Annotated in this window: 27 protein-coding genes; 11 read left to right on the top strand and 16 right to left on the bottom strand. The window is 67.5% G+C overall.

What is annotated here, in order from left to right; genetic code table 11:
• Positions 1 to 12: 12 nt before the first annotated feature.
• Both GGR46_RS19320 and GGR46_RS19325 read left to right on the top strand, forming a co-directional pair.
• Positions 13 to 714, top strand: coding sequence for an SDR family NAD(P)-dependent oxidoreductase (locus GGR46_RS19320; RefSeq protein ID WP_183999631.1), 702 nt, complete (start codon positions 13 to 15; stop codon positions 712 to 714).
• Positions 711 to 1,685: a 50S ribosomal protein L11 methyltransferase gene (locus GGR46_RS19325; protein WP_183999632.1), complete on the top strand. Its 975-nt coding sequence runs from the start codon at positions 711 to 713 to the stop codon at positions 1,683 to 1,685. Before GGR46_RS19320 ends, GGR46_RS19325 begins: the two co-directional genes overlap by 4 nt.
• A 31-nt stretch (positions 1,686 to 1,716) precedes the next feature.
• Here GGR46_RS19325 and GGR46_RS19330 read toward each other — a convergent pair whose 3' ends face one another.
• Both GGR46_RS19330 and phhA read right to left on the bottom strand, forming a co-directional pair.
• The gene (locus tag GGR46_RS19330; protein WP_183999633.1) at positions 1,717 to 2,241 is read right to left on the bottom strand and encodes a DUF6882 domain-containing protein; all 525 of its coding nucleotides are present in this window, start codon (positions 2,239 to 2,241) and stop codon (positions 1,717 to 1,719) included.
• The gene (gene phhA, locus GGR46_RS19335; RefSeq protein ID WP_183999634.1) at positions 2,241 to 3,110 is read right to left on the bottom strand and encodes a phenylalanine 4-monooxygenase; all 870 of its coding nucleotides are present in this window, start codon (positions 3,108 to 3,110) and stop codon (positions 2,241 to 2,243) included. The genes GGR46_RS19330 and phhA overlap by 1 nt, the downstream gene beginning before the upstream one ends.
• 56 nt (positions 3,111 to 3,166) lie before the next feature.
• Here phhA and GGR46_RS19340 point away from each other — a divergent pair, with 56 nt between their 5' ends.
• Together GGR46_RS19340 and GGR46_RS19345 are read left to right on the top strand one after the other, a co-directional pair.
• Positions 3,167 to 3,787 (top strand): TIGR02117 family protein, encoded by a 621-nt coding sequence (locus GGR46_RS19340; protein ID WP_343058252.1) that lies wholly within the window; start codon positions 3,167 to 3,169, stop codon positions 3,785 to 3,787.
• Entirely contained in the window at positions 3,784 to 4,494 is a 711-nt protein-coding gene (locus GGR46_RS19345; protein WP_183999636.1) for an alpha/beta fold hydrolase, read from the top strand. Before GGR46_RS19340 ends, GGR46_RS19345 begins: the two co-directional genes overlap by 4 nt.
• Here GGR46_RS19345 and GGR46_RS19350 read toward each other — a convergent pair.
• The 5 genes from GGR46_RS19350 to GGR46_RS19370 are packed head-to-tail and all read right to left on the bottom strand — an operon-like array spanning position 4,491 to position 7,071.
• Positions 4,491 to 4,919 carry a DUF5990 family protein gene (locus tag GGR46_RS19350; RefSeq protein WP_183999637.1) on the bottom strand — a complete coding sequence of 143 codons (429 nt, stop codon included), beginning with the start codon at positions 4,917 to 4,919 and terminating at the stop codon, positions 4,491 to 4,493. The two genes, GGR46_RS19345 and GGR46_RS19350, sit on opposite strands and share 4 nt — an antisense overlap.
• A gap of 10 nt (positions 4,920 to 4,929) precedes the next feature.
• Positions 4,930 to 5,229 carry a putative quinol monooxygenase gene (locus GGR46_RS19355; RefSeq protein ID WP_183999638.1) on the bottom strand — a complete coding sequence of 100 codons (300 nt, stop codon included), beginning with the start codon at positions 5,227 to 5,229 and terminating at the stop codon, positions 4,930 to 4,932.
• Positions 5,229 to 6,092 carry a signal peptidase I gene (lepB, locus tag GGR46_RS19360; RefSeq protein ID WP_183999639.1) on the bottom strand — a complete coding sequence of 288 codons (864 nt, stop codon included), beginning with the start codon at positions 6,090 to 6,092 and terminating at the stop codon, positions 5,229 to 5,231. The genes GGR46_RS19355 and lepB overlap by 1 nt, the downstream gene beginning before the upstream one ends.
• A gap of 4 nt (positions 6,093 to 6,096) precedes the next feature.
• The gene (locus GGR46_RS19365) at positions 6,097 to 6,453 is read right to left on the bottom strand and encodes a GntR family transcriptional regulator (protein ID WP_183999640.1); all 357 of its coding nucleotides are present in this window, start codon (positions 6,451 to 6,453) and stop codon (positions 6,097 to 6,099) included.
• 18 nt (positions 6,454 to 6,471) lie between these two features.
• The gene (locus GGR46_RS19370; RefSeq protein WP_184000108.1) at positions 6,472 to 7,071 is read right to left on the bottom strand and encodes a nitroreductase family protein; all 600 of its coding nucleotides are present in this window, start codon (positions 7,069 to 7,071) and stop codon (positions 6,472 to 6,474) included.
• A 159-nt stretch (positions 7,072 to 7,230) separates the two neighbouring features.
• On the opposite strand from GGR46_RS19370, the gene GGR46_RS19375 reads away from it, so the two are divergent.
• Positions 7,231 to 9,027, top strand: coding sequence for a peptide MFS transporter (locus GGR46_RS19375; protein ID WP_183999641.1), 1,797 nt, complete (start codon positions 7,231 to 7,233; stop codon positions 9,025 to 9,027).
• 366 nt (positions 9,028 to 9,393) lie between these two features.
• On the opposite strand, the gene GGR46_RS19380 is transcribed toward GGR46_RS19375, so the two are convergent.
• The 6 genes from GGR46_RS19380 to acs form a co-directional block, all read right to left on the bottom strand.
• Entirely contained in the window at positions 9,394 to 10,065 is a 672-nt protein-coding gene (locus tag GGR46_RS19380) for a spermidine synthase (protein ID WP_183999642.1), read from the bottom strand.
• Between the two features lie 279 nt (positions 10,066 to 10,344).
• Positions 10,345 to 12,381 (bottom strand): M13 family metallopeptidase, encoded by a 2,037-nt coding sequence (locus GGR46_RS19385; RefSeq protein ID WP_246426219.1) that lies wholly within the window; start codon positions 12,379 to 12,381, stop codon positions 10,345 to 10,347.
• Positions 12,382 to 12,453: 72 nt separating this feature from the next.
• Positions 12,454 to 12,975 (bottom strand): O-acetyl-ADP-ribose deacetylase, encoded by a 522-nt coding sequence (locus GGR46_RS19390; RefSeq protein WP_183999643.1) that lies wholly within the window; start codon positions 12,973 to 12,975, stop codon positions 12,454 to 12,456.
• Positions 12,976 to 13,006: 31 nt separating this feature from the next.
• The gene (locus GGR46_RS19395) at positions 13,007 to 13,858 is read right to left on the bottom strand and encodes an exonuclease/endonuclease/phosphatase family protein (protein WP_221262855.1); all 852 of its coding nucleotides are present in this window, start codon (positions 13,856 to 13,858) and stop codon (positions 13,007 to 13,009) included.
• Between the two features lie 36 nt (positions 13,859 to 13,894).
• Complete coding sequence (locus GGR46_RS25215; RefSeq protein ID WP_221262856.1) at positions 13,895 to 14,152, bottom strand: hypothetical protein; 258 nt, start codon at positions 14,150 to 14,152, stop codon at positions 13,895 to 13,897.
• Positions 14,153 to 14,194: 42 nt separating this feature from the next.
• Complete coding sequence (acs, locus tag GGR46_RS19400) at positions 14,195 to 16,153, bottom strand: acetate--CoA ligase (protein ID WP_183999644.1); 1,959 nt, start codon at positions 16,151 to 16,153, stop codon at positions 14,195 to 14,197.
• Positions 16,154 to 16,305: 152 nt separating this feature from the next.
• Between acs and GGR46_RS19405 the strand changes: the two genes are divergently transcribed.
• Genes GGR46_RS19405 through GGR46_RS19420 form a run of 4 tightly spaced genes read left to right on the top strand, consistent with a single transcriptional unit; the run spans position 16,306 to position 21,133 of the window.
• The gene (locus tag GGR46_RS19405; RefSeq protein ID WP_183999645.1) at positions 16,306 to 17,781 is read left to right on the top strand and encodes an efflux transporter outer membrane subunit; all 1,476 of its coding nucleotides are present in this window, start codon (positions 16,306 to 16,308) and stop codon (positions 17,779 to 17,781) included.
• Complete coding sequence (locus tag GGR46_RS19410) at positions 17,771 to 19,207, top strand: efflux RND transporter periplasmic adaptor subunit (RefSeq protein ID WP_183999646.1); 1,437 nt, start codon at positions 17,771 to 17,773, stop codon at positions 19,205 to 19,207. Before GGR46_RS19405 ends, GGR46_RS19410 begins: the two co-directional genes overlap by 11 nt.
• Positions 19,194 to 19,925 (top strand): ABC transporter ATP-binding protein, encoded by a 732-nt coding sequence (locus GGR46_RS19415; RefSeq protein ID WP_425506588.1) that lies wholly within the window; start codon positions 19,194 to 19,196, stop codon positions 19,923 to 19,925. The genes GGR46_RS19410 and GGR46_RS19415 overlap by 14 nt, the downstream gene beginning before the upstream one ends.
• On the top strand, positions 19,925 to 21,133 hold the full coding sequence (locus GGR46_RS19420) for an ABC transporter permease (RefSeq protein WP_183999648.1): 1,209 nt from the start codon (positions 19,925 to 19,927) through the stop codon (positions 21,131 to 21,133). Before GGR46_RS19415 ends, GGR46_RS19420 begins: the two co-directional genes overlap by 1 nt.
• On the opposite strand, the gene GGR46_RS19425 is transcribed toward GGR46_RS19420, so the two are convergent.
• A complete protein-coding gene (locus tag GGR46_RS19425; protein WP_183999649.1) occupies positions 21,102 to 21,746 on the bottom strand; it encodes a nucleotidyltransferase family protein in 645 nt (214 codons plus the stop codon). The genes GGR46_RS19420 and GGR46_RS19425 overlap by 32 nt on opposite strands.
• On the bottom strand, positions 21,733 to 22,644 hold the full coding sequence (locus GGR46_RS19430) for an XdhC family protein (RefSeq protein ID WP_183999650.1): 912 nt from the start codon (positions 22,642 to 22,644) through the stop codon (positions 21,733 to 21,735). The genes GGR46_RS19425 and GGR46_RS19430 overlap by 14 nt, the downstream gene beginning before the upstream one ends.
• A gap of 94 nt (positions 22,645 to 22,738) precedes the next feature.
• Between GGR46_RS19430 and GGR46_RS19435 the strand changes: the two genes are divergently transcribed.
• The gene (locus tag GGR46_RS19435; RefSeq protein WP_184000110.1) at positions 22,739 to 23,779 is read left to right on the top strand and encodes a glycerophosphodiester phosphodiesterase; all 1,041 of its coding nucleotides are present in this window, start codon (positions 22,739 to 22,741) and stop codon (positions 23,777 to 23,779) included.
• A gap of 9 nt (positions 23,780 to 23,788) precedes the next feature.
• On the top strand, positions 23,789 to 24,088 hold the full coding sequence (locus GGR46_RS19440) for a hypothetical protein (RefSeq protein WP_183999651.1): 300 nt from the start codon (positions 23,789 to 23,791) through the stop codon (positions 24,086 to 24,088).
• An 87-nt stretch (positions 24,089 to 24,175) separates the two neighbouring features.
• On the opposite strand, the gene GGR46_RS19445 is transcribed toward GGR46_RS19440, so the two are convergent.
• Positions 24,176 to 25,867, bottom strand: a complete 1,692-nt coding sequence (locus tag GGR46_RS19445; protein ID WP_183999652.1) for an acyl-CoA dehydrogenase family protein — start codon at positions 25,865 to 25,867, stop codon at positions 24,176 to 24,178.
• Between the last annotated feature and the right edge of the window lie 12 nt (positions 25,868 to 25,879).

Raw genomic sequence — 25,879 nt, forward strand, 5'->3', positions numbered from 1 at the left:
TAGGGGGTGGTGATGGCCACCCATATCCTCCTCACCGGCGCGAGCCGCGGCATCGGTGCCGCGATCGCCGAGAGCTTCAAGAACGACAAGGTCCGCCTGATCGGCCAGGGCACCCGCAGCGGCATCCCGGCCGACTTCGCCGATCCCGATGCGCCCGAGGCCCTGTGGAACAAGGCGCTCGACGCGCTCGATGGCCGGATCGACGTGCTGATCAACAATGCCGGCGTGTTCGAGACCAATCCGCTGGACATCGATCACGAGGACTGGGTGGCGAACTGGGAGCGGACGATGCGGGTGAACCTCACCGCCTCGGCCGAGCTTTGCCGCCTCGCCATCTGCCACTGGCAGGCCGAGGGCCGCCCGGGCCGCATCGTCAACATGGCGAGCCGCGCCGCCTATCGCGGCGACAGCCCGGCGCACTGGCATTATGCCGCCTCCAAGGCGGGCATGGTCGGCATGACCAAGAGCATCGCCCGCGGTTATGCGCGCCAGGGCATCCTCGCCTTCGCGATCTGCCCGGGCTTCACCATGACCGGCATGGCCGACGACTATCTCGCCAGCCGCGGTGGCGAGAAGCTGCTCGCCGACATCCCGCTCGGCCGCGTGGCCGATACCGATGAAGTGGCGGTCCTCGCCCGCTTCTGTGCCCTCAATGCGCCGCCCTCGATGACCGGGGCGGTGCTCGACATCAATGGAGCGAGTTACGTACGATGAGCAGCTGGAAACTCACGCTCCCCTGCACTCGCGCCGAGGCCGAGGCGATCGACGCCAATGACGAGGCGGTGTTCGAGATCGATCCGTCGCCCGTGCTGCTCACCAGCGAAGTGATCGCGGACGATCCGCTCGCCTGGCAGCTCGAGGCCTATTTCGAGAGCAAGCCCAACAGTGCGGCGCTGGCCTCGGTGCAGGCGCTGGTGCCGAGCTCGGCGGGCGTGAAAGCGGTCGCCGAGAAGATCCGCGACGCGGATTGGGTGACGCTCAGCCAGGCCGGGATCGAGCCGGTTCATGCCGGGCGCTTCTACGTCCACACCGATACCAACAAGGGCAAGGTGCCGGCCGGCGCCAAGGCGTTCCGCATCGATGCCGGCCTCGCCTTCGGCACCGGCACGCACGAGACGACCTCGGGCTGCCTGCTCGCGCTCGACCGGCTGAAGGCGGAGGGCAAGCGCTTCGAGAATGTCGTCGACATCGGCACCGGCACCGGGCTGCTCGCCTTTGCCGCGCTCCATCTCTGGCCGCGTGCCTATGCCACCGCTTCGGACATCGATGCGCGCGCCGTCGATGTCACGGCCGAGAATGCCGAGATCAACGGCATCCGGCTGGGCGGGCAGCAGGGCGAGCTTGCGCTGGCCGCCGCCGCCGGTGTCGAGCATCCGCTGCTGATCGGCCGCGCGCCCTATGACCTGGTGATCGCCAACATCCTCGCCGGCCCGCTGGTAGAGCTGGCGCCGAGCATCGGGGCGGTGTTGGCCGAGGGCGGCACGCTGATCCTCGCCGGGCTGCTCAAGGGCCAGGTCAACACGGTCGCCCAGGCCTATCGCCGCCAGGGCCTCCGTCTCGTCGACCGCGCCGATCGCGGCGACTGGCCGACGCTGACCCTGGCCAAGCGCGTGCGCTACGGCACCGAGCGGGTGACCCGCCTCAGCCGCGGCAAGGGCGAGGCACCCGGCTTCGGCAGCTGGTAACCCTTCTTCCCCTCCCTTCCAGGGAGGGGAGCTAGTCCTCGTCCTTGCGGATCGAGACCGTGCCATAGGTCATGAACACATGCGTCGGTCCCGCCGGGCCGCGATAGCCGCCTTGCGCACCGGCGAGGTGGCAGGCGAGCGCGGTGAAGGTCCAGGCGTCGCTCTCGTCGGCATGAATCTGGCGCGTGGTCAGTGCTTCCAGGCCATATTTCTCGCCGAACGCATGGACCCGCTTGGCGTCCTGCGCGACGGGTTGGGGCACCGACGGGTGGTCCCAGCCCCATAGCCAGGTGCCGTCGGACGTGTTGTAGGTGCCGATCACCTGGACCGGCGCGGTGATCTCCCAGCCGTCATCGTTGGTGAAGGTGATCATGCCCGCATCGAGATCGGCTGCCCATTGTCCGCCCTGGCCGAGACCCCAGGTCTCCTGCGCGAACGCGGTCTTGAGCTTCAGCTCCTCTTCGGCGCGTGCGAAGCTGAGATCGGGCTCCGGCAGCGTCTCCACTTCGGGTTCCGGCTTTCCGCCGCCGAACAGCTTCGACAGGAAGCCGGCCATCAGGCCGCCTTGCCCTTCGCATAGTCCTGCGTGCCGCGGGTGATCACTTCGTCGCCGAGCAGGATCTCCGCGATCGGAATGTCTGGCTGGCCGAGGATCTCGCCATAGAGCGGGGCGAAGTCGGTCTCGACCGTGGCACGCAGCAGCGCCTCGTAGCTGGGGATGACGAAGTAATTCTGCTGGAAGTCGTCGATCCGATAGTCGGTGCGCATCACCCGCTTCAGGTCGAAGCCGATGCGGTTGGGGCTGTCGCTCTCCAGCGCGAAATGGCTCTCCGCCGAGGACGAGACGATCCCCGCGCCATAGATGCGAAGCCCGTCATCCTCGCGGATCAGCCCGAACTCCACCGTGTACCAGTAGAGCCGGCCGAGCTGCTTGAGCGCGCCCAGCTCGAGCGCGCGGTTGCCGCCGCGGCCATAGGCCTCGAGATAGTCGGCGAACACCGGATCGGTGAGCATCGGCACATGGCCGAACACGTCGTGGAAGACGTCCGGCTCCTGGATATAGTCGAGCTGATCGGGCCGGCGGATGAAGTTGCCCGCCACGAAGCGGCGATTGGCCATGTGGTCGAAGAACACGTCGTCGGGCACCAGGCCCGGCACCGCGACCACCTGCCAGCCGGTCAGCTTCATCAGCCGCTCGCTGAGTTCTTCGAAGTTCGGAATGCCCGAGTCGGACAGGCGCAACGCGTCGAGGCCCTTGAGATAGGCCTTGCTCGCGCGGCCGGGCAGCAGCTTCGCCTGGCGGGCGTAGAGCTTGTCCCAGGTCGCGTGTTCCTCGGCAGTATAGGCCTGCCAGTTCTGCGGGATCGTCCAGTCGGCCGATGCGCCCTCCGGCGGGCGATCGAGCACATGCGTGTCTTGAGCCATGATTATGGCATAGCATGGCATGACGCAGGTGCGAAATGGGGGCGGGTTTGCGGATAGTGGGACGGCTGGCCGGGGCGCTGATTTTGCTGGTGGTGGTCTATCTCGCCGCCGCCGGGCTGGGGGCGGGGCTCGCCGTCAATGGCGGGCGCGCTCCGCCGGCGGAGGGCGTGCGCATCTATGTCGCCGACAATGGCGTGCACACCGATCTGATCCTGCCCGCCGCCGCCTTCCGCGATTTCGCCCGTCCCGAGCATCTGGCGGATCCGCGCTACGGCGCCGAGCCCTATCTGGCGTTCGGCTGGGGCGACCGCGACTTCTACCTCCACACCGCCACCTGGGGCGATGTGAACCCCTGGCGCGTCGCCAAGGCGATGGTCGGCGCCGGCTCGACCGTGCTGCACGTCGCACACATCCCCGAGCCCAGGGCCGGCGGATCGGTGCGCACGCTGTTGCTGCGGCCCGAGGAATATCGCCGGCTGGTCGAGCATGTCCGCACCACCGTCGCCGCCGGCCCGGTGGTGCGCGGCTATGGTGGGCGCGATGCCTTCTACACCGCGAAAGGCGGGTACAGCGCGATCCGCACCTGCAACGAATGGACGGGCCGGGGCCTGCGCAAGGCGGGGGTGCGCATGGGCATCTGGACGCCGCTCCCCTGGGGCGTGATGCTGTGGCTATGATCCCGCGCACCGCCGCCGATCCGCCCCCGGGGCTTGCCTTCGCGCTCGAGCCCGCGCGCGCCGCGCTCACGATCGCCCAGCTCACCGCGTTCCGTATCGCCGGTCTGCCCCGGGGCGATGGCCGCCCGGTGCTGGTGTCGCCCGGCCTGTGCAACACCGATCGGTCGAACTTCGTGCTGCGCACCATGCTGCGCCGGCTCGGCTATCGTCCCTATCCCTGGACGCTCGGCCGCAATTTCGGCGTGCGCACCGTCGGACCCGAATGCGAGAAGCTGATCGCCCGGGTGGAGGCGATCCATGCCGAGACCGGGGAGAAGGTCACGCTGGTCGGCATCTCGCTCGGCGGAGTGATGAGCCGCATCGTCGCGCATCGCCGCCCCGATCTGGTCCGCGCGGTGCTCACGATCAGCTCGCCCTTCGCCGGGCCGCCCAGCGCCACCAATGTCTGGCGCCCCTTCCAGCTGCTCACCGGCGAGAAGATCACCGATCCCGTCGTCACCCGCCGGCTGGAGGAAGCGGCACGCCCGCTGCCCATGCCCTCCGCCGCGATCTGGAGCCGCAGCGACGGCTTCGTCAACGGCCTGATCTGCCGCGAAGGCGAGGGGGCGGAATGCCGCGCGGTCGAGGTGCGCAGCAGCCATCTCTTCGTCCAGATGAAGCCCCAGGTCCTCCGCGCGGTGGCGGAGATACTGGGAGGTTGGGTCTAGGCCGGGACGACGCGCCGTCCTGTCGGCCGCACGGTGGCACAGGCCGGCGTGCCGTCCTTGCCGGTGCCGTTGACGGTGATCTCCAGCACGCCACCGCCCACCGCCTGCTCCAGCAGCGCGGGCGCGATATCGTGGATGTCGATCTTCATCCGGCGCGACCAGGGCGAGCCGGGGTCGCCCGCCGCCTGGCCGATGCGGATATAGACGAAGCGCCGCTCGGCCCCCTCGCGCCGCACCTGGTCGCCGAAGAATTTCGGGCCGGGCGCCACGTGCACGGTGAAGTCGAAGCGCAGTGCCTCGCCTGCCTGCGATGCCTTGGGATCGAGCGGCAGGTCGTCCTTCGCCTGCAGGCTGTGCAGCACGCCGGTGACCGGCTGCTCGATGACGATCCGGAAGGGGACGGGAATCTGCTCTGCCTTCGCCATGGCAGTGATACTAGCAGGCTTGGCCGGAGTCCGTCTCGAACAAGGTCAGGTCGCGTTCGCCGATGCCCAGTTCGGGCCAGGCGGCACGCCAGGCCTGGATATGCGGGCTCGCCCAATGCGCCTCCAGCGTGGCGCGGTCCTGCCACTGCTCGATCACATGGATCAGCCCGGGATCGAGCACGTCCTCGCCATAGCTGTAGTGGAGGCACCCCGCCTCGGCGCGGCTGCCCTCGACCATCGCCGCCATCACCGGCCGCGCAGCCTCCAGGCTGGCGCGCGGCACGCGGAAGGTTCCGGTGATGATCAGCATCAGCGGTGCTCGGGGCGCAGCGAAGTGCCGGCGCGGCTTCCGCGCAGCGCTGTCAGATAGGCGAGCGGGTTCAGCCAGCTGCCCTCGCCCGAATAGCTGTGGGTGATGATCTCGGCGCGTCCGCCCAGGCTCTCGACCGGCACCGGCCCGCCCAGGCCCTTTTCCTCGAGCGAGAAACGGCTGTCGGCCGACTGGTCGCGATTGTCGCCCATCAGGAAGACATGGCCGGCCGGCACCTTGACCGGGCCATAGGTGTCGCGCGGGCTGAGGTACCCGCCCGGCAGGTAGGTGTCGCCCAGATCGATCACGTCATAGCTCGCACCGTTCGGCAGCGTCTCACGGAACAGCGGCAGCGCGCAGACCAGGCTGCCGTCCGCCTTCACCTTGCGGAACGGGGCAAGCATGGCCTCATCACACGGCACATTTGCATCGACGGGGATGTCGGCCGTGCCGGCGCTCACGCGCGGCACCGGCTTGCCGTTGAGGATCACCACGCCGTGGCTGACCGCCACCGTGTCGCCCGGCAGGCCGATAACCCGCTTGATCAGGTCCGATCCGTCCTCGCGCCGCGCCACCGTGACGATGTCGCCGCGTTCGGGCAGCCGGCCGAACAGCCGGCCCGGCACCACGCCGCTCCCATGGATCGAGAGCGAGGCATAGGACCAGCCATAGGGATATTTTGAGACGACCAGCCGGTCGCCCTTGAGCAGCGCCGGCATCATCGAGCTGGACGGGATGTAGAAGGGCTTGGCCGCCACGCTCTGAAAGGCGAACACGCCGCCGAAGAGCAGGCCCCAGGCGAGCAGGGTCCGCACCCAGCCCTGCTTCTGCGGCACGACGGCCGCTTGATCGACCGCCGCCATCGCCTCAGGCCGTCTCGCGGTCGAGCAGCTCGTGCACGTCGAGGCCGAGCAGGGCGATATGCTCCTTCACGCGCGGCCAATAGCCGGTGAGGAAGCGGTCGCGCTCGGCGATGCGCAGCTTCTCCACCGCGCCCGGCAGCACGAACATGCCGACGCCGCGACGGACCTCGACATAGCCATCGTCCTGGAAGCTCTGATAGGCCTTGGCGACCGTCAGCGGATTGGCGCCATGTTCGGCGGCAAGCGCGCGCACCGAAGGAAGCTGATCCCCTGCCCGGTATTGCCCGCGCAGGATCGCCGCAGCGATGCTGGCGCGCAGCTTGAGGTAGACCGGGCTGTCCTCGTGCTCTAGCGCTGTCATGCTGCTATAATACACCAATCAGCCTTGGGGTCCATACCCCGGATTCCACGTATGTGCGATTTCGGACACGTCCGGTCGCGGACGCTCCTCGAGCGGATGGGCGGGCGTGCCGATGAAGACGAATCCGGCGATCTTCTGGCCCTCCGTCCCGAACAGGTCGCGCACCGCGTCCGAATAGGCAGCCCAGCCGGTCAGCCAGCCACCGGCAAAGCCCATCGCATGCGCGGCATGGAGCAGGTTCATGCACACTGCGCCGGCCGAGAGCTCCTGCTCCCAGACCGGGATCTTGTGCGGCACCACCGGCGCGGAAAGTACCACCACCAATGCCGGCGCCTGGGTGGCGAACTGGATCGCGGCTTCCTCGTCGCGCGCGGTGCAGTCGGCCTTTTCGCTGCGCAATATCGCGGCGAGCTTCTCGCCCAGCGCCTGGCGCGCCTCGTCGGGCACGGTCACGAAGCGCCAGGGGAAGAGCTTGCCGTGATCGGGGGTGCGCGCGGCGATGGCGATCATCGCGTCGATCTGCTCGGGGCTGGGGCCGGGGGCGACCAGGTCGCGCGGCTTGCCGGAGCGGCGGGTGCGGAGGAGCGAGAGGGGAGAGCTGGTGTCGTTGAAGATCATGCCCGGCATCTAGGGAGTGCATCCGCCGTCGCCAACCTCCCGGGGTGCAGCAACGCGCGCAATCGCGCATGCTTTACAGTCGCTTCATTCCGTCTAGTTTGGCCGCCCATGCGCCGGGCCGCCTGAGCCCGGAACCGATATCAAAGGGCATTACACCGCATGGTCGACACTCCAACCGCCGATAGTCCGGCAGAGCCGGACATCACCCACGTAAATCCTGCCGGGCAGGCGACGTGGTTCGGGCATCCCCGCCAGCTGGCGCGCATGTTCACCACCGAGATGTGGGAGCGCTTCGGCTATTACGGCATGCGCGCGCTGCTGACGCTCTATCTGACGCAGCATTTCATGTTCGGCGATCGCGAGGCCACCGGCATCTATGGCGGGTTCACCGCGCTGGTCTATCTCACCCCGCTGGTCGGCGGCTATCTGGCGGACCAGTATCTCGGCTCGAAGCGCGCGGTGAAGTTCGGTGCGATCGTGATGTCGCTCGGCTATGCCATCCTATGCTTCGGCGGCCCGACCGCGACGCCCTATGCGACGATCGACAGCCAGCGCTACGAAGTCTCGATCGAGAAGAACGCGGAGGGCAAGGAAGTCCGCTACGTCGTCGACGGGGCGAAGAAGCTCGAGATCAAGGGCAATGACGACGGCAGCGTCGATCTGCTCAACGCCGGCACCGCCGAACGCAAGATCCCCAAGGGCAGCTTCGAGTCCGGTGCGGATCGCAACGCCCTCTACGTGATGGTGATGCTGATCGCGCTGTCGATGGTCTCGGTGGGCAATGGCTTCTTCAAGCCGAACATCTCCACCATGGTCGGCGAGCTCTACGAGCAGGGCGACCGACGACGCGACAGCGGTTTCACCATCTTCTACATGGGCATCAATCTCGGCTCGCTCTTCTCGCAGATCCTCTGCCCCTGGCTGGCCGTGGCCTATGGCTGGAGCTGGGGCTTCGCGCTTGCCGCGATCGGCATGATGATCTCCTGGGCGCTGATCCAGTTCAACGGCGGCAAGCTCAACGGCTATGGCGAGCCGCCGGCCAGGCCGGGCGTCCATGCCCAGCAATGGATCATCTACGCGGTCGCGCTCTGCGTCGTGCCGCTCTTCTACCTGCTCTACGTCAATCTGATGCATTCGGCCGCACCGGCCGAGGGGGCGGGCTTCCTCGGCTATGTCGCCTCGCTGCCGCTGATGGGCAAGCTGCTGTTCGGGTCGTTCCTGCTCGGCGTGCCGGCGATCCTGATCTGGTCGTTCGTCGCGGGCAGCCGCACCGAGTTCCAGATGATGCTCGCCGCGATGGTGCTGATCGTCTTCAACGTGGTGTTCTGGACTCTGTTCGAGCAGGCCGGTTCGTCGCTCACCCTGTTCGCCGATCGCAACACCAACCTGTCGGTCTTCGGACTGTTCAGCATCACCGCCGGCCAGACCCAGTTCTTCAACGCCGCCTTCATCGTGCTGCTCGCGCCGTTCATGTCGATCCTGTGGAGCGCGCTCGCCAAGCGCGGGCTCGAGCCGTCGATCCCGGTCAAGTTCGGCATCGCGCTGATCGGCGTGGCGGCGGGATTCCTGCTGCTCGTCTGGGGCGCGGCCTATGCCGATGCCAATTACCAGGTGGGCATCTGGTGGCTGGCTGGCCTCTACTTCATCCACTCGGCAGCCGAGCTGTGCATCTCGCCGGTGGGTCTGTCGATGATCACTAAGCTCTCGATCGCGCGCGTCGTCGGTCTGATGATGGGCGTGTGGTTCCTGTCGATCTCGGTGGCGCAGTATTTCGCCGGCGTGATCGCGCAGTTCGCCAGCGTCGATACGGTCGGCGGCCAGGTGACCAACTATGCCGTCAGCCTGAAGGCCTATGTCGATGTGTTCACGACGATCTCGATCGCCGCGATCATCCTCGGCGTGCTGCTCCTGCTGTTGAGCTGGCCGCTGAAATACTGGATGCACGGCGTGAAATAAGCGCCGTGTTCGCCGGACAAACGAAAAGGGCCCGCGCGTAAGCGCAAACGAAAAGGGGGAGCCGCGAGGCTCCCCCTTTTTGCGTCAGCTGTGCGCCGGATCAGGCGGCGCGGCGCAGCTCGACCTGCTCGTTGGCAGCGGCGGCGCGCGGCGCCTGCACGGCAACCGGCATCGTGATTTCGCGGCGCGCGGCGAGGATGAGCGAGATAAGCGAGAACATCGGAAAACCCTTCTGCATGCATTTGCTTGCTGCAATGCAACATAGAGGGAAATGGTTCGGACATGCGCTTTCTGCAACTGCAATGAATCAGGGTGTGGATTGCAGGAAGTGCAACTGCTTCTCCTCTCCCGTCGGGGGGAGAGGGTCTACCGCTTCCGCCCGAACCAGATCACGTGCCGCGGTCCCTTGCCGTTGCTGCGTGCGCGGACCGCGACTTCCTCGACCTGGAAGCCGGTCTCCTTCAGCCGCCGGGTAAAGGCATTGTCGGGCGCTGCCGACCATACCGCCAGCACGCCGCCGGGCTTCAGCGCCTCCCATTGCTTCTGCAGCCCACGCGGCGAATAGAGCCGGTCGTTGGCGTCGCGGGTCAGCCCGTCCGGGCCGTTGTCGACGTCGAGCAGGATCGCGTCATAGGTTGCGCGCGCCCGGCCGATCACCGCCGCGACATCGTCGATCAGCACCTCCACGCGCGGATCGTCGAGGCAGCCCGCGGCCAGCTCGGCCATTGGTCCCTTCGCCCATTGGATGATCTCCGGCACCAGCTCGGCGACGGTCAGCCTGGCATCTGGGCCCAGCACCGCCTGTGCCGCGCGCAGGGTGAAGCCCATGCCGTATCCGCCGATCAGCAGATGCGGCGCCAACGTGTCCAGCCGCTCGCAGGTCATGGTGGCGAGCGCTTCCTCCGATCCGCTCATCCGGCTCGACATCAGTTCGTTGCGGTCGAGCACGATCATGAAGTCGCGCCCGCGGCGGAACAGGCGCAGCGCCTCGCCCCCGCCGGGGACGATCGCGGTATCGATGAGTTCGCGGGGAGTCATGCGCCCCTTTGCCGCCTCTTTGCCGCTGCTTGCAATGTAGGATTTCGTCTGGTTGCCTGTCGGGCCGGGCCTGCGCCCGGCCGCTCTTTCACGCTGTTGGAAAAATAGGATCACGCCCGCGCCCGGTTTTCGCGCGATGGGCAGGGTCAGGGCCGCCCGGGGCCATGCGCCGTGCACGACCTTTGCGATCTTTGGTCGAGTCGCCGGAAACGCCGGATAGGAAAACGAAAACGGCCCGGCATCGCTGCCAGGCCGCTTCGTTCGGTCAGGCGGCAAGCCTTACCAGATGTGCACGCGCTGCTCGGGCGCGAGGTACAGCTTGTCGCCAGGCTGGATGTTGAACGCCTTGTACCAGGCGTCGACATTGCGGACGATGCCGTTGACGCGGAACATCGCCGGCGAGTGCGGATCGATCAGCGCATACTGGCGGGCGGTGTCCTCGCGCAGCTTGGTCTGCCAGGCCTGGGCATAGGACAGGAAGAAGCGCTGGTCGCCGGTCAGGCCGCCGATCACCGGGGCCTTGCCATGCTCGGCCTGGTACTTCTGGAACGCGCCGTACGCGGCCTCGACGCCACCGAGGTCGCCGATATTCTCGCCGAGCGTCAGCTTGCCCTGCACCTTGGTGCCGGGGACCGCTTCGTAGCCGTCATACTGCGCCACCAGCGCCGCGGTGCGCTCGCCGAACGCCTTCTTGGCGCTGTCGGTCCACCAGTTCTCGAACTTGCCGGTCGGGCCGAACTGACTGCCCTGGTCGTCGAACCCATGACCCATCTCGTGGCCGATGATCGCGCCGATCGCGCCATAGTTCACCGCCGGATCGGCATTGGGATCGAAGAAGGGCGGCTGCAGGATCGCGGCCGGGAAGGTGATCTGGTTGGAGAGCGGGTTGTAATAGGCGTTCACCGTCTGCGGGGTCATGTCCCACAGGGTGCGGTCCACCGGCTTGCCGAAGCGCGACAGTTCGAGCTCGTGCTGGAACTCGCCCGAACGCATCGCATTGCCGAGCAGGTCGCCGCGGACGACCTTGAACGACGAATAGTCGATATATTTGTCCGGGTGGCCGATGCGCGGCTCGAAGGCAGCGAGCTTGGCCAGCGCCTTCTGCTTGGTCGCATCGTCCATCCAGGTCGAGGCGGTGATGCGGTCCTTGTAGGCGCCGCGCAGATTCTCGATCAGCTCGGCCATCTGCTTCTCGGCCGCCGGCGGGAAGTACTTGGCGACATAGATCGCGCCGACTGCTTCGCCGAGCGCGCCGTTGACCAGCTGGATGCCGCGCTTCCAGCGCTCGCGCTGCACCTTCACGCCCGACAGGGTCTGCGAATAGAAGCCGAAGCGGGTGTCGTCGAAGACCTTGGGCAGGAACTGCGCGTGATCGCTGACGAAGCGATAGGCGAGATAGTCCTTCCAGGTGGCGAGCGGCGTCGCGGTCATCAGCTTGCCGAGCGCGGTGACGGCGGTGTTCTGCGTCATCAGCACCGACGGCGAGCTCTCGAGGCCGGCAGTCTTGAGCATCAGCGCCCAGTTGAAGTCCGGCGCCTTGGCCTTCAGCCCGGCCTGGGTCTGCGGATCGTTGAGCTTGGCGATGTCGCGGCTCTCGGCCGGCGACCACTGGACCTTGGCCATCGCGGTTTCGAGCGCGATGATCGCATCGGCCTTGGCAGCGGCATTCGGGATGCCGGCCAGTTCCTGGATCTTCTGGACATAGGCGCGATAGGCAGTGCGGAACGCGTCATACTTGGCGCCTTCCAGCAGGTAATAGTCGCGCGGCATGCCCAGGCCGCCCTGGCCGGTCACTGCGGTATAATGCGTCGGGTCGGCGAGGTCGGGAATGATCCCCAGCTCGACCGGCGAGGCATAGCCGGTGGTGGCGAACAGCACCTGCAGCGCGTCGAGGTTCTTCACGCCGTCGATCTTGGCGAGATAGGGTTTGAGCGGCGCGGTGCCGGCCTTCTCGATGCCCGCCTCGTCCATCCAGCTCGCGTAGAAGTCGCCGACCTGCTTGCCGCCGGCGCCGTACGCTGCCGGGTTCTTCGCCATGTCGTCGAGGATGGCGCGGACATTGGCTTCCGCTTCGATCGAGAGCTGGGTGCCGAAGCCGGCCGAGGCGCGGTCGGCGGCGATCTCGACGCGGTCGTTCCAGCCGCCGTTCGCATACATCCAGAAGTCGTCGCCCGGCTTCACGCTCGGCTTCTGCGCGGTCAGGTCGACGCCGAAGCTGCCATAGCGGGGTGCGGGCTTGGCGGTCTGTGCGATCGCCGGCGAAACGGCGATCAGCGCCACGCCGGCGGCGAGACGCACCATGTTGCGGATGTTCATCTGTATACCCCCAAAAGAACTGTATTAGGAAGGTGTAACGCCGGGTAGTAACGCTCGCAACGGGGATTCGCGTTACAGTTCGTGTCTGTAGGCGGCGGTGATCTCGGCGCCGAAGGTGGCGAAGACGATCTGGAGATTGGGGTCGTCCGCCACCGCCTTGCGGGCTTCGGCGACGGCGATCTTCGTCGCGGCCTCGATGGGATAGCGATAGACGCCGCAGCTGATCGCCGGGAAGGCGAGGGTACCGAAACCATGGGCCCGGGCGATCTCGAAGCAGCGGCGATAGCAGCTGGCGAGCAGCTCGGGTTCGCCCTTGCCGCCGCCCTGCCAGACCGGGCCGACGGTGTGGATGATGTACGCGGCGGGCAGGCGATAGCCGCGCGTGAGCTTGGCATCGCCGGTCGCGCAGCCGCCCAGCTTGCGGCATTCGTCGAGCAGCTCGGGCCCGGCGGCGCGGTGGATCGCACCGTCCACCCCGCCACCGCCGAGCAGCGAGCTGTTCGCGGCGTTGACGATCGCATCCACGTGCAGCCGGGTGATGTCACCCTCGACGACCTGGATGCGATCGGAGCCGGGAGCGGTCGGTCCTGACATGGCCTTGGCATCGCCCCCTCCCGGCATCGGCTCAAGCCGGCTTCGGGTCCGATTTGCCGGTGACGATGTCGCCCAGATAGGATTCGGTGAAGTCCGTCTGGATCTCGATCCACAGCGGATGGTGGTCGGACATCTGCCAGGTGCGCCATTTGCGATAGATCGCCTCGGGTGTCTTCGCTGCCGCCGCGCCGCCTTCCGGGTCGGTGCCGGGCAGGGAAGCCTTGTAGTAATCGAGGTCCTCGTCGCGGAACACGTCCTCGTACATGTGCAGGATGCCGCCGCCGAGCACCTTGAAGCGCGGGTCCTTCACCCGCACGGCGATCTGGTCGTAGAAGTGATCGCCTTCCTTGCGGACCTTGTCGCCGTCGATCTGCTCCGGGACGACGAAGCCGCTCGATTTCAGGGCCTCCATCGTCTTGTGCTCAGGGCTCACCACGTTGAAGTCGCCGAGCACGATATAGTTCTCGACCGCGCCGTGCCGGTCCTTCTCCTGCTTGCTCGCGGTATCCTGTCGTTCGGCGAAGAACGCGACCATCTTGCGGATCTCGTCGATCCGCTGCTCGAGCGCGGGGCCGGAGGCGGCGCCGTAATAGAGGTGCGCGGTGCACAGGCTGAAGCGGAACCAGCCGGCCTGGAACGCGACCAGGAAGGGGCTGCGGGCGAACTGCAGGTTCTTCTCGACCAGTTCGGACGTGCCGCTCTCGCCCTTCACCTTCTTGCGGGCGACGACCTGCTGGCCCTCGGGCAGCACGATCTCGCCGGCGATCTTGCGGAACCAGACCTTCTCCGTGTTGTAGACGAACACCATCCGCTCGCCATTGCCGCCCGGGCCCTCGGTGGTGTCGGTCGCGATATAGTCCCATTCGCGGCCGAGGATCGCCATCACCTTCTCCCAGGCGGAGAGGTCGCGATTGACCTCCTACACGGCGACCAGGTCGAAGCAGGAGATCATCTCGGCGATGTAGTAGAAGCTCTCGGTACGGCGCGGGCCGAAGCCGAACTTGTTCGAATCGAAGTCGCGGATGTTCCAGGTCGCGAGCAGCAGCGACGAGTCGCACTTGCGCTCGCGCAGCTCGGCCTGCCGCGCGCGGATCTTCAACAGCCGGTCCGCGCAGTGGCGTGCGCCCTCTACATCCTTGCCGAACGCGCGCCGGATACCTGCATAGATGTTGCTCATGATGCCTCCCCCAAGCTGGCGGAGGCATCATGCCTGAAATCGTCAGCCGGCGGTGGAGAGTTGCACCCGATTTGACACCAAATCCTCCACCACCGACGGATCGGCGAGCGTGCTGGTGTCGCCCAGGCTCGACACGTCGCCTTCGGCGATCTTGCGCAGGATGCGACGCATGATCTTGCCCGAGCGCGTCTTGGGCAGGCCCGGTGCGAACTGCAGCGCGTCGGGGGTGGCGATCGGGCCGATCTCGGTACGGACCCATTTGATCAGCTCGGCGCGCAGCGCGTCATCGGCCTGGCAGTTCGCGTTGAGGGTGACATAGGCATAGATGCCCTGGCCCTTGATGTCGTGCGGCATGCCGACCACCGCGGCCTCGGCCACCTTGGGATGGAGCACCAGCGCGCTCTCGACCTCGGCGGTGCCCATGCGGTGGCCCGAGACGTTGATCACGTCGTCGACGCGGCCGGTGATCCAGTAATAGCCGTCCTCGTCGCGGCGGCAGCCGTCGCCGGTGAAATACTTGCCGCGATAGGTGGTGAAATAGGTCTGGAAGAAGCGCTCGTGATCGCCCCAGACGGTGCGCATCTGGCCCGGCCAGCTGCGCGCGATGACCAGGTTCCCCTCGGTCGCGCCGTGCAGCACCTTGCCCTCGGCATCGACGATCTGCGGATCGACGCCGGGGAAGGGCTTGGTCGCCGAGCCCGGCTTGAGCGCGGTGGCGCCGGGCAGCGGGGTGATCATTTGGCCGCCGGTCTCGGTCTGCCACCAGGTGTCGACGATCGGGCAGCGGCCTTCGCCGACCACGTCGTAATACCAGCGCCATGCCTCGGGATTGATCGGCTCGCCGACCGAGCCGAGCAGCCGCAGCGAAGCGCGCGAGGTGCTGGTGACGTACTGGCCGCCCTCGCGCATCAGCGCGCGCAGTGCCGTCGGGGCGGTGTAGAGGATCTCGACCTTGTGCCGGTCGACCACCTGCCAGATGCGGCTGGCGTCGGGCCAGTTGGGCACGCCCTCGTACATCAGGGTGGTGCCGCCGTTCGCCAGCGGCCCGTAGACGATATAGCTATGGCCCGTGACCCAGCCGATATCCGCCGCGCACCAGTAGATCTGGCCGGGGCGGTAGTCGAACACCAGTTCGTGGGTCAGGCTCGCCCAGAGCAGATAGCCGCCCGAGGAGTGGAGCACGCCCTTGGGCTTGCCGGTCGATCCTGAGGTGTAGAGGATGAACAGCGGGTCCTCGGCGCCCATCGGCTCGATGGGGCACTCGGCGGGTACTTCTGCTGCCGCTTCGTGATACCAGAGGTCGCGGCCTTCCTGCATGGGCACGTCGCCGCCCGTGGCCTTCACCACGATCACCTTTTCGAGACAGCGGACATGCGCCGCTGCGGCATCGACATTGGTCTTGAGCGGGACCTTCTTGCCGCCGCGCCGGCCCTCGTCGGCGGTGATCACCACGGTGGAATCGCAATCGGTGATGCGGCCGGCCAGCGCCTCGGGCGAGAAGCCGCCGAACACCACCGAATGGATCGCCCCGATCCGCGCGCAGGCGAGCAAAGCGAACGCCGCCTCGGGGATCATCGGCATGTAGATGGTGACGCGGTCGCCCTTCCTGACGCCCTGCGCCTTCAGCACATTGGCGAAGCGGCAGACCTCGGCATGGAGCTGGCGATAGGTGAAGCGCTTCGGTTCTTCCTCCGGCGCGTCGGGTTCCCAGATGATCGCGACGCTGTCGCCGCGCTTGGCGAGGTGGCGGTCGATGCAGTTTGCGGCGACGTTGAGCTTGCCGTCGGCGAACCAGTTGATCCGGAAATCAGCCTCGTCGAACGACCAGTCGCCGGCGATCTCGGGGCGCTTGATCCAGTCGAGCCGGCGCGCCTGCTCGAGCCAGAAGCTGCCCGGATCGGCGAGGCTCATCCCATAGAGCTTCTCATAGCCCTCGGCATCCACGCGAGCGGTACGGGCCCAGCTTTCCGGTACGGGGTGGATGCTGACGCTGTCGCTCATCACGGGCTCCTCTTGATTTGGCGCCTCTCTGCCCAAGCGCGCGTCTCGCGCCAAGCGCAGAATATCTTTCCGCGCACGATCCGACATGGTCGGAGACATATTGCGACAATATTCTTCTGGAACCGAAACGGCTTCGGAAACATGTAGAGGCCATGGCCAATCGTCCGCTGACCCTGAGCATGCTGCTCGCCCTGTCGCTTTCCGCCTGCGCGGTGGGGCCGGACTATCATCCGCGCGCCGCCGCCGAGCTTGGCGTGCCCGATGCCTGGTCGGTTCCCGCCGAGCAGAAGGCGCGCGAGGATCTGAGCCAGTGGTGGACCCGGTTCGACGATCCGATGCTCGCCAGCCTGGTCCAGCGCGCCCAGGCCGCCAACCTCGACGTCGCCCAGGCGGTGACGCGCCTGCGCCAGGCGCGGGAGTCGCTCGTCCAGCAGCGCGCGAGCCTCTATCCGAGCCTCAGCGCGTCGGGCGGCGTCTCGCACAGTGAATCACTGCGTGGCGGCACTCGCACCACGACGCTGCCCGACGGCACCGTCACCAGCTTCTCGCAGGGCGGCAGCACCAGCTTCACGGTCGGCGCCGATGCCAGCTACCAGGTCGACCTGTTCGGCGGGGTGCGCCGCGGGGTCGAGGGTGCCCGCGCCTCCTATGAAGCGAGCGGGTTCGACTATGCGACGGTGCTGATCTCGGCCGAGGCGGAGACGGCGCGCAACTATGTGCTCGCCCGCGTCGCCCAGGCCCAGATCGCCAATGCGCGCGACAGCCTCGCCATCGCCGACGACAATCTCCAGATCGCCGGCTGGCGCCTCCAGGCCGGGCTGGTCTCCTCGCTCGACCAGGAGCAGGCCCGGGCCAGTCGCGCCCAGCTTGCTGCCACGATCCCCACGCTTGAGGCCAATTATAACGGTTTCGTCTCGCGCCTCGGCGTGCTGACCGGCCAGACGCCGGGTGCGCTCAAGGCGGAGATGGAAGCGGTCAAGCCGATCCCCAAGGGGCCGGGGAGCGTTGCCGCGGGCATTCCGGCCGATGCGCTGCGCCAGCGGCCCGATGTCCGCTCGGCCGAGCGCAACCTCGCCGCTGCCACGGCCAATATCGGTGTCGCCCAGGCCCAGCTCTATCCGGCGCTGTCGATCGGCGGCAGCATCGATTCGGGCAGCTCGGCGCTGTCCTCGCTGTTCGACGTGATCACCGGGCGGCTGTTCTCCAACATCGCCCAGACGATCTTCGACGGCGGCCGCCGCGCCAGCCAGGTCCGTTCGTCCCAGGCCGCGGCCGAGGGCGCCTTCCTCGCCTACAAGTCAACCGTGCTGACCAGCCTCGAGGACATCGAGAACGCGATCGTCGCGCTGCAGACCGCGCAGCGCCGCGAGACCGAGTTCACCAACGCCTTCGATGCGGCGAACAACCAGACGCTGCTCGCCCGCATGCAATATCGCTCGGGCCTCACCGATTTCACCACGCTCAACCAGGCCGAGTCCTCCCTCATCTCCGCGCGCAACGGGCTCGTCTCCGCTCGCTCGGACGAGGCGACCGCGCTGATCCAGCTCTTCCAGGCGCTGGGCGGCGGCTGGGACGCGAGCGTCACTCCCACCGCTCCGACGACAGGCAGCACCGCCAATGGCAACTGATCCCAACCAGAATCTCGACGCCTTTCTCGGCACGCCGCCGCGTCCCTGGTGGCGGCGCTGGCTGAAATGGGGTCTGATCGCGCTCGGCGCGCTGCTGGTGATCCTGCTCGGCTGGCGCTTCTTCGGCACCAGCACCGAGACGCGCTATGCGACCGAGGAGGCGCAGCGCGGCAACCTGACCGTCACCGTCTCCGCCACCGGCAAGCTCGCTCCGACCAACCAGGTGCAAGTCGGCTCGGAGCTTTCGGGCCTGGTCGAGAAGGTGCTGGTCGACGTCAACGACCGGGTGACCAAGGGCCAGCCGCTCGCGGTGCTCGACACTTCGCGCCTCGACGATGCGATCACCCAGAGCAAGGCCACGCTCAACGCCGCGATCGCCACGGTCGCGCAGAACCAGGCGACGCTCGCCCAGGCCCAGGCGAACCTCGCCCGCATGGAAGAGGTCAGCCGCCTGTCGGGCGGCAAGGTGCCGGCCAAGGTGGAGATGGAAACTGCGCGGGCCGATGTGCAGCGCGCGGTCGCCGGTGTGCGCTCGGCGCAGGCGAACGTCGTGTCGCAGCGTGCCGCGTTGTCCTCGAACGAGACGCAGCGCTACAAGGCCGTCATCCGCGCGCCGGTGAACGGCGTGGTGCTCGTCCGCCAGATCGACGAGGGCCAGACGGTCGCCGCCTCGTTCAACACGCCGACTCTGTTCGTGATCGCCGAGGACCTGAGCGCGATGGAGCTGCAGGTCGCGATCGACGAGGCGGATGTCGGCTCGGTCAAGCAGGGCCAGCTCGCCAGCTTCACCGTCGATGCCTTCCCGGGCAAGACCTTCCCGGCGACGATCACCCGCGTCGACCTGGGCTCGAACCTGACCGCCTCGACCTCGTCGAGCAGCAGCACGACGACCAGCACGACGCAGAGCCAGGTCGTCTCCTATGCCGCGACGCTCAGCGTCGCCAACCCCGATCTCCAGCTCCGCCCGGGCATGACCGCGACGGCCGAGATCATCACCAAGTCCAAGCCCAATGTCCTGCTGGTGCCCAATGCAGCGCTGCGCTTCACGCCGGCGACCCCCGCCAGCCCCAGCGCGAGCAGCACGGGAAGCGGTATTGCCGGTGCCCTCGTGCCGCGCGGGCCGCGTCGGCGCGGGAACACGCAAGGCGGCGCGGACAAGCAGGCGGGGGGTGCGACGATGTCGGGACAGCAGACCGTCTATGTCCAGGATGCCGAAGGCAAGCCGCAGCCGGTGCAGGTCACCACGGGCGATACCGACGGTACCGTCACCGAAGTCACCGGCGGCAATCTCAAGCCGGGCGACAAGGTGATCACCGGCCAGCTCGCCGGCAACAGCTCGGGCCAGCGCCGCAGCGGCGGCCAGCGCCGCTCGGGCGGGCAGGGTGGCCAGGGCGGCGGCGCGGGAGGTCAGCGTGGCGGCCAGTGACGCGGGCGCGCCGCTGATCCAGCTCCGGCGGATCATCAAGACCTTCGGCGAAGGCCCCACTGCCTTCCAGGCGCTGAAGGGTGTCGACCTGGACATCGACGCAGGCGACTTCATCGCGGTGATGGGCCCGTCGGGTTCCGGCAAGTCGACGACGATGAACATCCTGGGCTGCCTCGACGTGCCGACCTCGGGCGAGTTCCTGTTCAAGGGCGTGCATGTCGAGAAGCTCGAACGGGACCAGCGGGCGCTGCTCCGGCGCAAATATCTCGGCTTCGTCTTCCAGGGCTTCAACCTGCTCGCGCGCACTTCGGCACTCGAGAATGTCGAGCTGCCGCTGCTCTATCGCGGCGACCCCAAGGCGCAGCGCCGCGAAGCCGCGATGGCGGCGCTCGACAAGGTCGGGCTGAAGAACTGGTGGGACCATACGCCGGCCGAGCTTTCGGGCGGCCAGCAGCAGCGCGTCGCGATCGCCCGGGCGATCGTCACCAACCCCGATGTGCTGCTCGCCGACGAGCCTACCGGCAACCTCGATTCCGAACGCTCGGTGGAGATCATGCAGCTGCTCACCGATCTGAACCAGAACAGCGGCATCACCGTGCTGATGGTCACCCACGAACCCGACATGGCCGCCTTCGCGCGCACGATCATCCACTTCAAGGACGGGCTGGTCGAGCGGATCGAGACCGGGCACCACCAGGGCGAGGCGGTGACGCAATAATGTTCGGCACCACCTTCATCCTCGCGATCCGCTCGATCCTGCGCCACAAGCTGCGCTCGATCCTCACCGCGCTCGGCATCATCATCGGCGTCGCTGCGGTGGTGACCATGGTGACGCTCGGCAAGGCGACCACGGCGGCGGTGCAGCAGCAGATCTCGGCGCTCGGCACCAACATCCTCCAGATCCGTCCCGGCCAGGGCTTCGGCCGCGGCGGCGGTGGACCGCGCCCGCCCGATTTCAAGGAAGAGGACGTCCAGGCGATCCGCCAGCAGATCACCGGCGTCGCCGCGGTCGCGCCCCAGGCGCAGTCGACCGCGACGGTGATCTACAATGGCGCCAACTGGTCGACGACGATCAACGGCACCACCAACGACTATTTCAAGGTCCAGCCCTGGCCGCTGGTCGACGGGCGCTACTGGAACCGCGCCGAGGAGCAGGCGGGCAAGGCCGTGTGTGTCATCGGCTCGACGATCCGCACCAACCTGTTCCGCGGCGGTGCCGCCGTGGGCGACCGGATCCGCGTCAACGGCATTTCCTGCGACGTGATCGGCGTGCTCTCGACGCGCGGCCAGGCCGGCTTCGGCGGTGATCAGGACGACGTGATCATCATGCCGATCAAGCAGGTGCAGCGCCGCTTCACCGGCAATCGCGACATCCGGCTGATGCTGGTCGGCGTCGATCCGGACTATGACAGCGCCCAGATCCAGGCTTCGATCACCGACCTGTTGCGCCAGCGTCGCCAGATCACCGGCGGCAAGGACGACGATTTCAACATCTTCGACACTGCCCAGATCAGCGCGACGCTGACCGGCACCACGACCCTGCTCACCCAGATTGTTGCGGCGGTGGCCGGGATCAGCCTGGTCGTCGGCGGCATCGGCATCATGAACATCATGCTCGTGTCGGTGACCGAGCGGACGCGCGAGATCGGCATCCGTCTCGCCATCGGCGCGGTGGCGAGCGAAGTGCTGATGCAGTTCCTGGTCGAGGCTGTGGTGCTGTCGATGCTGGGCGGTCTGATCGGGCTGCTGCTGGCGCAAATCGCCGTGGCGCTGATGTCGTGGCTGGGCTCGCTGCCCTTCCTGTTCGACGTGCAGATCAACGTCATCGCCTTCGCCATCTCGGCGATCATCGGTGTGGTGTTCGGCTATTTCCCGGCGCGGCGCGCGGCGAGCCTCAATCCGATCGACGCGCTTCGTCACGAATGAGCGCGGGCGGCTGTTCGGGCCGCCCGTCGGTGCGCAGGCCATAGAGCTCGCGCAACTGGCGAAGATCCTGCTGCGTGTCGATGTCGACCAGCTCGGCGGGCGGGGCGATGACATGGCGGCCGCGCCGGATCAGCTCGCGCGCGCCCTGGTCGCCCTCGAGCTTGAGCAGGGTGGGGAACATGTCCTCGCCGAACAGCGCCGGGGGCATCGGGTCCACCCCGTCGGACGAGGCGACGATCGTCGCCGGACCATCAGCCGCGTCGAACATGCGGTAGATATGGGCGGCGGTGACGCGTGGCATGTCGGCCAGCGCGACCAGCACCGCCTCCGCGCCCAGCTGCCTTGCCCGCTCCACGCCGTAGCAGAGCGAGCGCGCCTGGCCGAGCGAGGGGTCGGGATTCTCGACCACGTCATAGCCAAGCGCTGCGAAGTCGAGCGTGGTGCCCGAGACGATCGCGATCCGCGCGGCGAAGGGGATGCGCTCCAGCGCCGTGACGACATGATAGGCGAGCGGCTTGTCGAGGAACGGCTGGGCGAGCTTGTCGCCATCGTTGAAGCGGCGCGAATGACCTGCGGCGAGCAGGATCAGGGCGGTCTGGTCAGGCTTGAGCATGGAATTTCCTCACCATGGCTGCGGCAATGGACAGGGCGATCTCGGCGGGGCCGATCGCCCCGATGGCGAGCCCGGCAGGGCCTTCGATGCGGGTCAGGTCGGCGGGCGCGACACCGGCGGCCGCGAGCCGCTCCAGCCGTGCGGCATGGCTGCGGCGCGATCCCAGGGCCGCGACATAGCCCGTCGGGAAGCGCAGCGCGGCGAGCAGGGCGGCATCGTCGATCTTGGGGTCGTGGCTGAGCGTCACCACGGCGGTGGCGGGATCGGGCTGCAGGGCGGTCACGGCTTCGTCGGGCCATCGGTCGTCTAGCATCACCCCGGGGAAACGCTCGGCGGTCAAGAATCTCCCGCGCGGGTCGATGACATGGATCAGGATGCCCAGCTCCCGCGCCAGGCCGGCGAGCGTCTGGGCGATCTGCACCGCGCCGATGATCAGCAGCCGGCGCGGCGGATCATAGCGGTTGAGGAACGCGCCCGGCCCTTGCGCGGAGTGGCCGGTGGCAAGATCGGTCCCGACGTCGAAGGACTCGCCTTTCGCCCGGGCCGCATCGATCGCCCCGAACAGTTCGGGTGGAAAGCCCTTGGCCGAGACCGGCTGGACCAGCACCGAAATCTCGCCGCCGCAGGGCAGGCCGACTTCCCATGCCGCCGGATCCGCGACGCCGTAGGTCTTCACCACCGCCGGCGCCCCGGCGATCACTTCGGCGGCGGTCTGCAGGATGTCGGTCTCGACGCAGCCACCGGAGACCGATCCCTCGAATCGCCCGTCTTCATGGACGAGCATATGGCTGCCCCGCGGCCGCGGCGCCGATCCCCAGGTCGAGACGACGGTGGCCAGCGCCAGCCGCTCGCCCCGCCAGGCGCGGGCCGCCGCGAGCACGCTGTCATTATCCGCCATATCGCCTCGCAACCGTCATATCCGCAGCCTAGGCCCAACCCCGTAACGAGTGGAGAGTTTCGTGACGAGATCGCTGATTGCCGCGCTGATGCTGATGGTGCCGGGCGTCGCTCTGGGGCAAGGTCATGCCATGCATGGGAACACCGACAAGGTAATCGTGATCGCGCATCGCGGCGCGAGCGGCGAACGCCCCGAACATACGTTGCTCTCCTACCAGCGCGCCATCGAGCAGGGCGCCGACTTCATCGAGCCCGACCTGGTGCCGACCAAGGACGGCGTGCTCGTCGCGCGGCACGAGAACAACATCACCGAGACGACCAACGTCGCCGATCATCCCGAGTTCGCCGACCGCAAGGCGACCAAGACGATCGACGGCGAGACGATGACCGGCTGGTTCACCGAGGACTTCACCCTCGCCGAGCTGAAGACGCTTCGCGCCAAGGAGCGGCTGCCCAAATTCCGTCCCGACAACACGAAGTTCGACGGCCAGGCCGAGGTGCCGACGTTCGACGAGGTCATTGCGCTGGCCAAGAAGGCGTCGAAGCAGACCGGGCGCACGATCGGCATCTATCCCGAGACCAAGCACCCGACCTATTTCGCCTCGATCGGCCTGGCCGTGGAGCAGCGGCTGGTCGACAAGCTCAAGGCCGCGGGCTGGGACCGCGCCGATGCGCCGGTGTTCATCCAGTCGTTCGAGGTGAACAACCTCAAGAAGCTCAGGACGATGACCAAGGTTCGGCTGATCCAGCTGATGGCCGGTGCAGGCGCCCCGGCGGACGGCGCGCAACCGAGCTACAAGGCGATGATCACGCCGGAAGGGCTCAAGGCAGTGGCCGCCTATGCGTACGGGATCGGCCCCGAGCTGACGATGATCCAGCCGGTCTCCGGGCCGGCGACCGCGCTGATCGCCGACGCGCACGCCGCAGGGCTCAAGCTGCACCCCTGGACGTTTCGGGCGGAGAACTTCTTCCTCCTGCCCAGCTACCGTTCCGGCGCAAATCCGGCCGACCATGGTCGCCTCAAGGACGAGATCCTGTATTTCATCGGGCTGGGCGTGGACGGTTTCTTCACCGATTTCCCCTATATTGGTGTTGAAGCGCGCGATGCCGCGGCAGGGGCGCACAAGGGGGGATAAGGGATTTCCATGCGCAAGTTTCTGGTGCCGTTCATCGTTGCCCTGCCGCTGCTCAGCGGCGGCTGCATCGCCAAGACCGTGGTCGATGTCGCGACCATGCCGGTGAAGGCAGGCGGCAAGGTGGTCGACTGGACGACGACCAGCCAGGACGAAAGCGACCGCAACTACGGCCGCAAGATGCGCGAGAAGGAAGCGCGCGAGGGCAAGGAACTCCGCAAGCTCTGCAAGAAGCACCCCGACGACCAGCGCTGCCAGGGCGGCGCCGACAATGGCTTCCGCGCCGATCCGGGCGGCAACCGCTACAACTGATCGCGTCATTCCAGCCGTTTCGGCGGTAAAAGCCGGCGGGCATCCCGCCGGCTTTTGCTATGCTGGCCCGATCAAAAGGGGGAAGCTCTACGCGGCGAAGCCTTCGGCATCGATTGCGTAGAGCATTTCCGCCTTGGCCATCGCGGCGGGCATCAGGCCCAGCGCCTCGGGCACGATCTGCGCGACATAGAAGCGCGAAGCCGCCTGCTTCATCTTCAGGAACGCCGGATCGCCCTCGCTGCGCGCCGCCGCACGACCGCTGGCCTCCATCAGCCAGCCGCACACCGCAGTGGAGAGCATGGTCAGGAACGGATAGCTCGCCGCCAGCCGGTCATCCATCTCGCTCGACAGCAGGTTGCGCGCGACTTCCTCGCAGGCGTCGATCAGGTTGACCAGGCCGGTGTCCTCGGCATCCTCGCGCATCTGCCCGATCAGGCCGAGCAGCGTGCCGCCATTGTCCATCGAGAGCTTGCGCCCGACCAGGTCGGCGGCCTGGATGCCGTTGGTGCCCTCGTAGATCGGCGTGATCCGCGCATCGCGGAAATGCTGGGCCGCGCCGGTCTCCTCGATATAGCCCATGCCGCCATGGACCTGGACGCCCAGGCTGGCGACTTCGTTGCCGAGATCGGTGCCGTGCGCCTTGGCGAGCGGAGTGAGCAGCTCGACGCGCTTCTCCGCTTCCGCATCGCCGGCCCGCGCGCGGTCGAGCTGACCGAAGGCGTAATAGACCAGCGCCCGCGCCGCCTGGGTCTGCGCCTTCATCCGCAGCAGCATCCGGCGGACATCGGGATGCTCGACGATCGCGACCTGCGCCCCGCCGCGATAGCCCTGCACGCGCTCGCGGGCATAGGCGACCGCGCGCTGGGTGGCGCGCTCGGCCACCTGCACGCCCTGCAGGCCGACATTGAGCCGCGCATTGTTCATCATCGTGAACATCGCGCGGATGCCGCCCAGCTCGGGGCCGACCAGCTCGCCGATGCAATCGTCATTGTCGCCGAACGAGAGCACGCAGGTCGGCGAGGCATGCAGCCCCATCTTGTGCTCGATCGAGACGGTGCGGACATCGTTGAAGTCGCCCGGCGTGCCGTCCGCGTTGAGCCGGTACTTCGGCACCAGGAACAGCGAGATGCCCTTGGTCCCGGCCGGCGCGCCCGGCGTGCGGGCGAGGACGAGGTGGACGATGTTATCGGCCATGTCGTGGTCGCCGAAGCTGATGAAGATCTTGGTGCCCTTGATCTTCCACTTGCCCTCGCCGGCGGGCGTGGCGGTGCTGCGCAGCGCGCCGACGTCCGAGCCGGCCTGGGGCTCGGTCAGGTTCATCGTGCCGGTCCAGGCGCCGGTCGAGAGGTGCGGGAGGTACAGCGCCTGCTGCTCGGGCGTGCCGTGGTGCATCAGCGCCTCGACCGCGCCGACCGTGAGGATCGGGGCGAGCGCGAAGCCCATGTTCGCGGTGCCGAGCGTTTCCAGCACGGCGATCGACAGGCTGACCGGCAGGCCCTGGCCGCCATGCTCGGCCGGCGAGCCGATCGTGCCCCAGCCACCCTCGACATAGGCCTGATAGGCCTCGGCGAAGCCCGCCGGCATCTTTACGCCGTCGGGCGTCCATTTCGGGCCATTTGTGTCGCCCAGCCGCTCGAGCGGCGCCCATTCGCCGGCGGCGAACTGGCCCGCGCCATCGAGCACCGCATCGGTGATTTCGGCGGCTTCCGCGCTGATCTCGCCCAGGCGAACGATGGTCTCCAGCACGAAGCGCTGATCGGCGGTGGCGGGGGTGAACATAGGGCCTCTCTT

The organism is Sphingomonas kyeonggiensis (assembly GCF_014196745.1).
Classification (GTDB): domain Bacteria; phylum Pseudomonadota; class Alphaproteobacteria; order Sphingomonadales; family Sphingomonadaceae; genus Sphingomonas; species Sphingomonas kyeonggiensis.

What these genes read in the sequence shown, in the direction of transcription:
- GGR46_RS19330 (WP_183999633.1), bottom strand. Translation starts at nt 2,241, where the DNA reads ATGGCCGGCTTCCTGTCGAAGCTGTTCGGCGGCGGAAAGCCGGAACCC.
- acs (WP_183999644.1), bottom strand. Translation starts at nt 16,153, where the DNA reads ATGAGCGACAGCGTCAGCATCCACCCCGTACCGGAAAGCTGGGCCCGT.
- GGR46_RS19375 (WP_183999641.1), top strand. Translation starts at nt 7,231, where the DNA reads ATGGTCGACACTCCAACCGCCGATAGTCCGGCAGAGCCGGACATCACC.
- GGR46_RS19370 (WP_184000108.1), bottom strand. Translation starts at nt 7,071, where the DNA reads ATGATCTTCAACGACACCAGCTCTCCCCTCTCGCTCCTCCGCACCCGC.
- GGR46_RS19365 (WP_183999640.1), bottom strand. Translation starts at nt 6,453, where the DNA reads ATGACAGCGCTAGAGCACGAGGACAGCCCGGTCTACCTCAAGCTGCGC.
- GGR46_RS19425 (WP_183999649.1), bottom strand. Translation starts at nt 21,746, where the DNA reads ATGCTCAAGCCTGACCAGACCGCCCTGATCCTGCTCGCCGCAGGTCAT.
- GGR46_RS19440 (WP_183999651.1), top strand. Translation starts at nt 23,789, where the DNA reads ATGCGCAAGTTTCTGGTGCCGTTCATCGTTGCCCTGCCGCTGCTCAGC.
- GGR46_RS19395 (WP_221262855.1), bottom strand. Translation starts at nt 13,858, where the DNA reads ATGGCGATCCTCGGCCGCGAATGGGACTATATCGCGACCGACACCACC.
- GGR46_RS19420 (WP_183999648.1), top strand. Translation starts at nt 19,925, where the DNA reads ATGTTCGGCACCACCTTCATCCTCGCGATCCGCTCGATCCTGCGCCAC.
- GGR46_RS25215 (WP_221262856.1), bottom strand. Translation starts at nt 14,152, where the DNA reads ATGAGCAACATCTATGCAGGTATCCGGCGCGCGTTCGGCAAGGATGTA.
- GGR46_RS19445 (WP_183999652.1), bottom strand. Translation starts at nt 25,867, where the DNA reads ATGTTCACCCCCGCCACCGCCGATCAGCGCTTCGTGCTGGAGACCATC.
- GGR46_RS19380 (WP_183999642.1), bottom strand. Translation starts at nt 10,065, where the DNA reads ATGACTCCCCGCGAACTCATCGATACCGCGATCGTCCCCGGCGGGGGC.
- GGR46_RS19355 (WP_183999638.1), bottom strand. Translation starts at nt 5,229, where the DNA reads ATGCTGATCATCACCGGAACCTTCCGCGTGCCGCGCGCCAGCCTGGAG.
- GGR46_RS19430 (WP_183999650.1), bottom strand. Translation starts at nt 22,644, where the DNA reads ATGGCGGATAATGACAGCGTGCTCGCGGCGGCCCGCGCCTGGCGGGGC.
- GGR46_RS19405 (WP_183999645.1), top strand. Translation starts at nt 16,306, where the DNA reads ATGGCCAATCGTCCGCTGACCCTGAGCATGCTGCTCGCCCTGTCGCTT.
- GGR46_RS19385 (WP_246426219.1), bottom strand. Translation starts at nt 12,381, where the DNA reads ATGAACATCCGCAACATGGTGCGTCTCGCCGCCGGCGTGGCGCTGATC.
- GGR46_RS19410 (WP_183999646.1), top strand. Translation starts at nt 17,771, where the DNA reads ATGGCAACTGATCCCAACCAGAATCTCGACGCCTTTCTCGGCACGCCG.
- GGR46_RS19320 (WP_183999631.1), top strand. Translation starts at nt 13, where the DNA reads ATGGCCACCCATATCCTCCTCACCGGCGCGAGCCGCGGCATCGGTGCC.
- GGR46_RS19390 (WP_183999643.1), bottom strand. Translation starts at nt 12,975, where the DNA reads ATGTCAGGACCGACCGCTCCCGGCTCCGATCGCATCCAGGTCGTCGAG.
- GGR46_RS19325 (WP_183999632.1), top strand. Translation starts at nt 711, where the DNA reads ATGAGCAGCTGGAAACTCACGCTCCCCTGCACTCGCGCCGAGGCCGAG.
- GGR46_RS19350 (WP_183999637.1), bottom strand. Translation starts at nt 4,919, where the DNA reads ATGGCGAAGGCAGAGCAGATTCCCGTCCCCTTCCGGATCGTCATCGAG.
- GGR46_RS19345 (WP_183999636.1), top strand. Translation starts at nt 3,784, where the DNA reads ATGATCCCGCGCACCGCCGCCGATCCGCCCCCGGGGCTTGCCTTCGCG.
- lepB (WP_183999639.1), bottom strand. Translation starts at nt 6,092, where the DNA reads ATGGCGGCGGTCGATCAAGCGGCCGTCGTGCCGCAGAAGCAGGGCTGG.
- phhA (WP_183999634.1), bottom strand. Translation starts at nt 3,110, where the DNA reads ATGGCTCAAGACACGCATGTGCTCGATCGCCCGCCGGAGGGCGCATCG.
- GGR46_RS19435 (WP_184000110.1), top strand. Translation starts at nt 22,739, where the DNA reads ATGGTGCCGGGCGTCGCTCTGGGGCAAGGTCATGCCATGCATGGGAAC.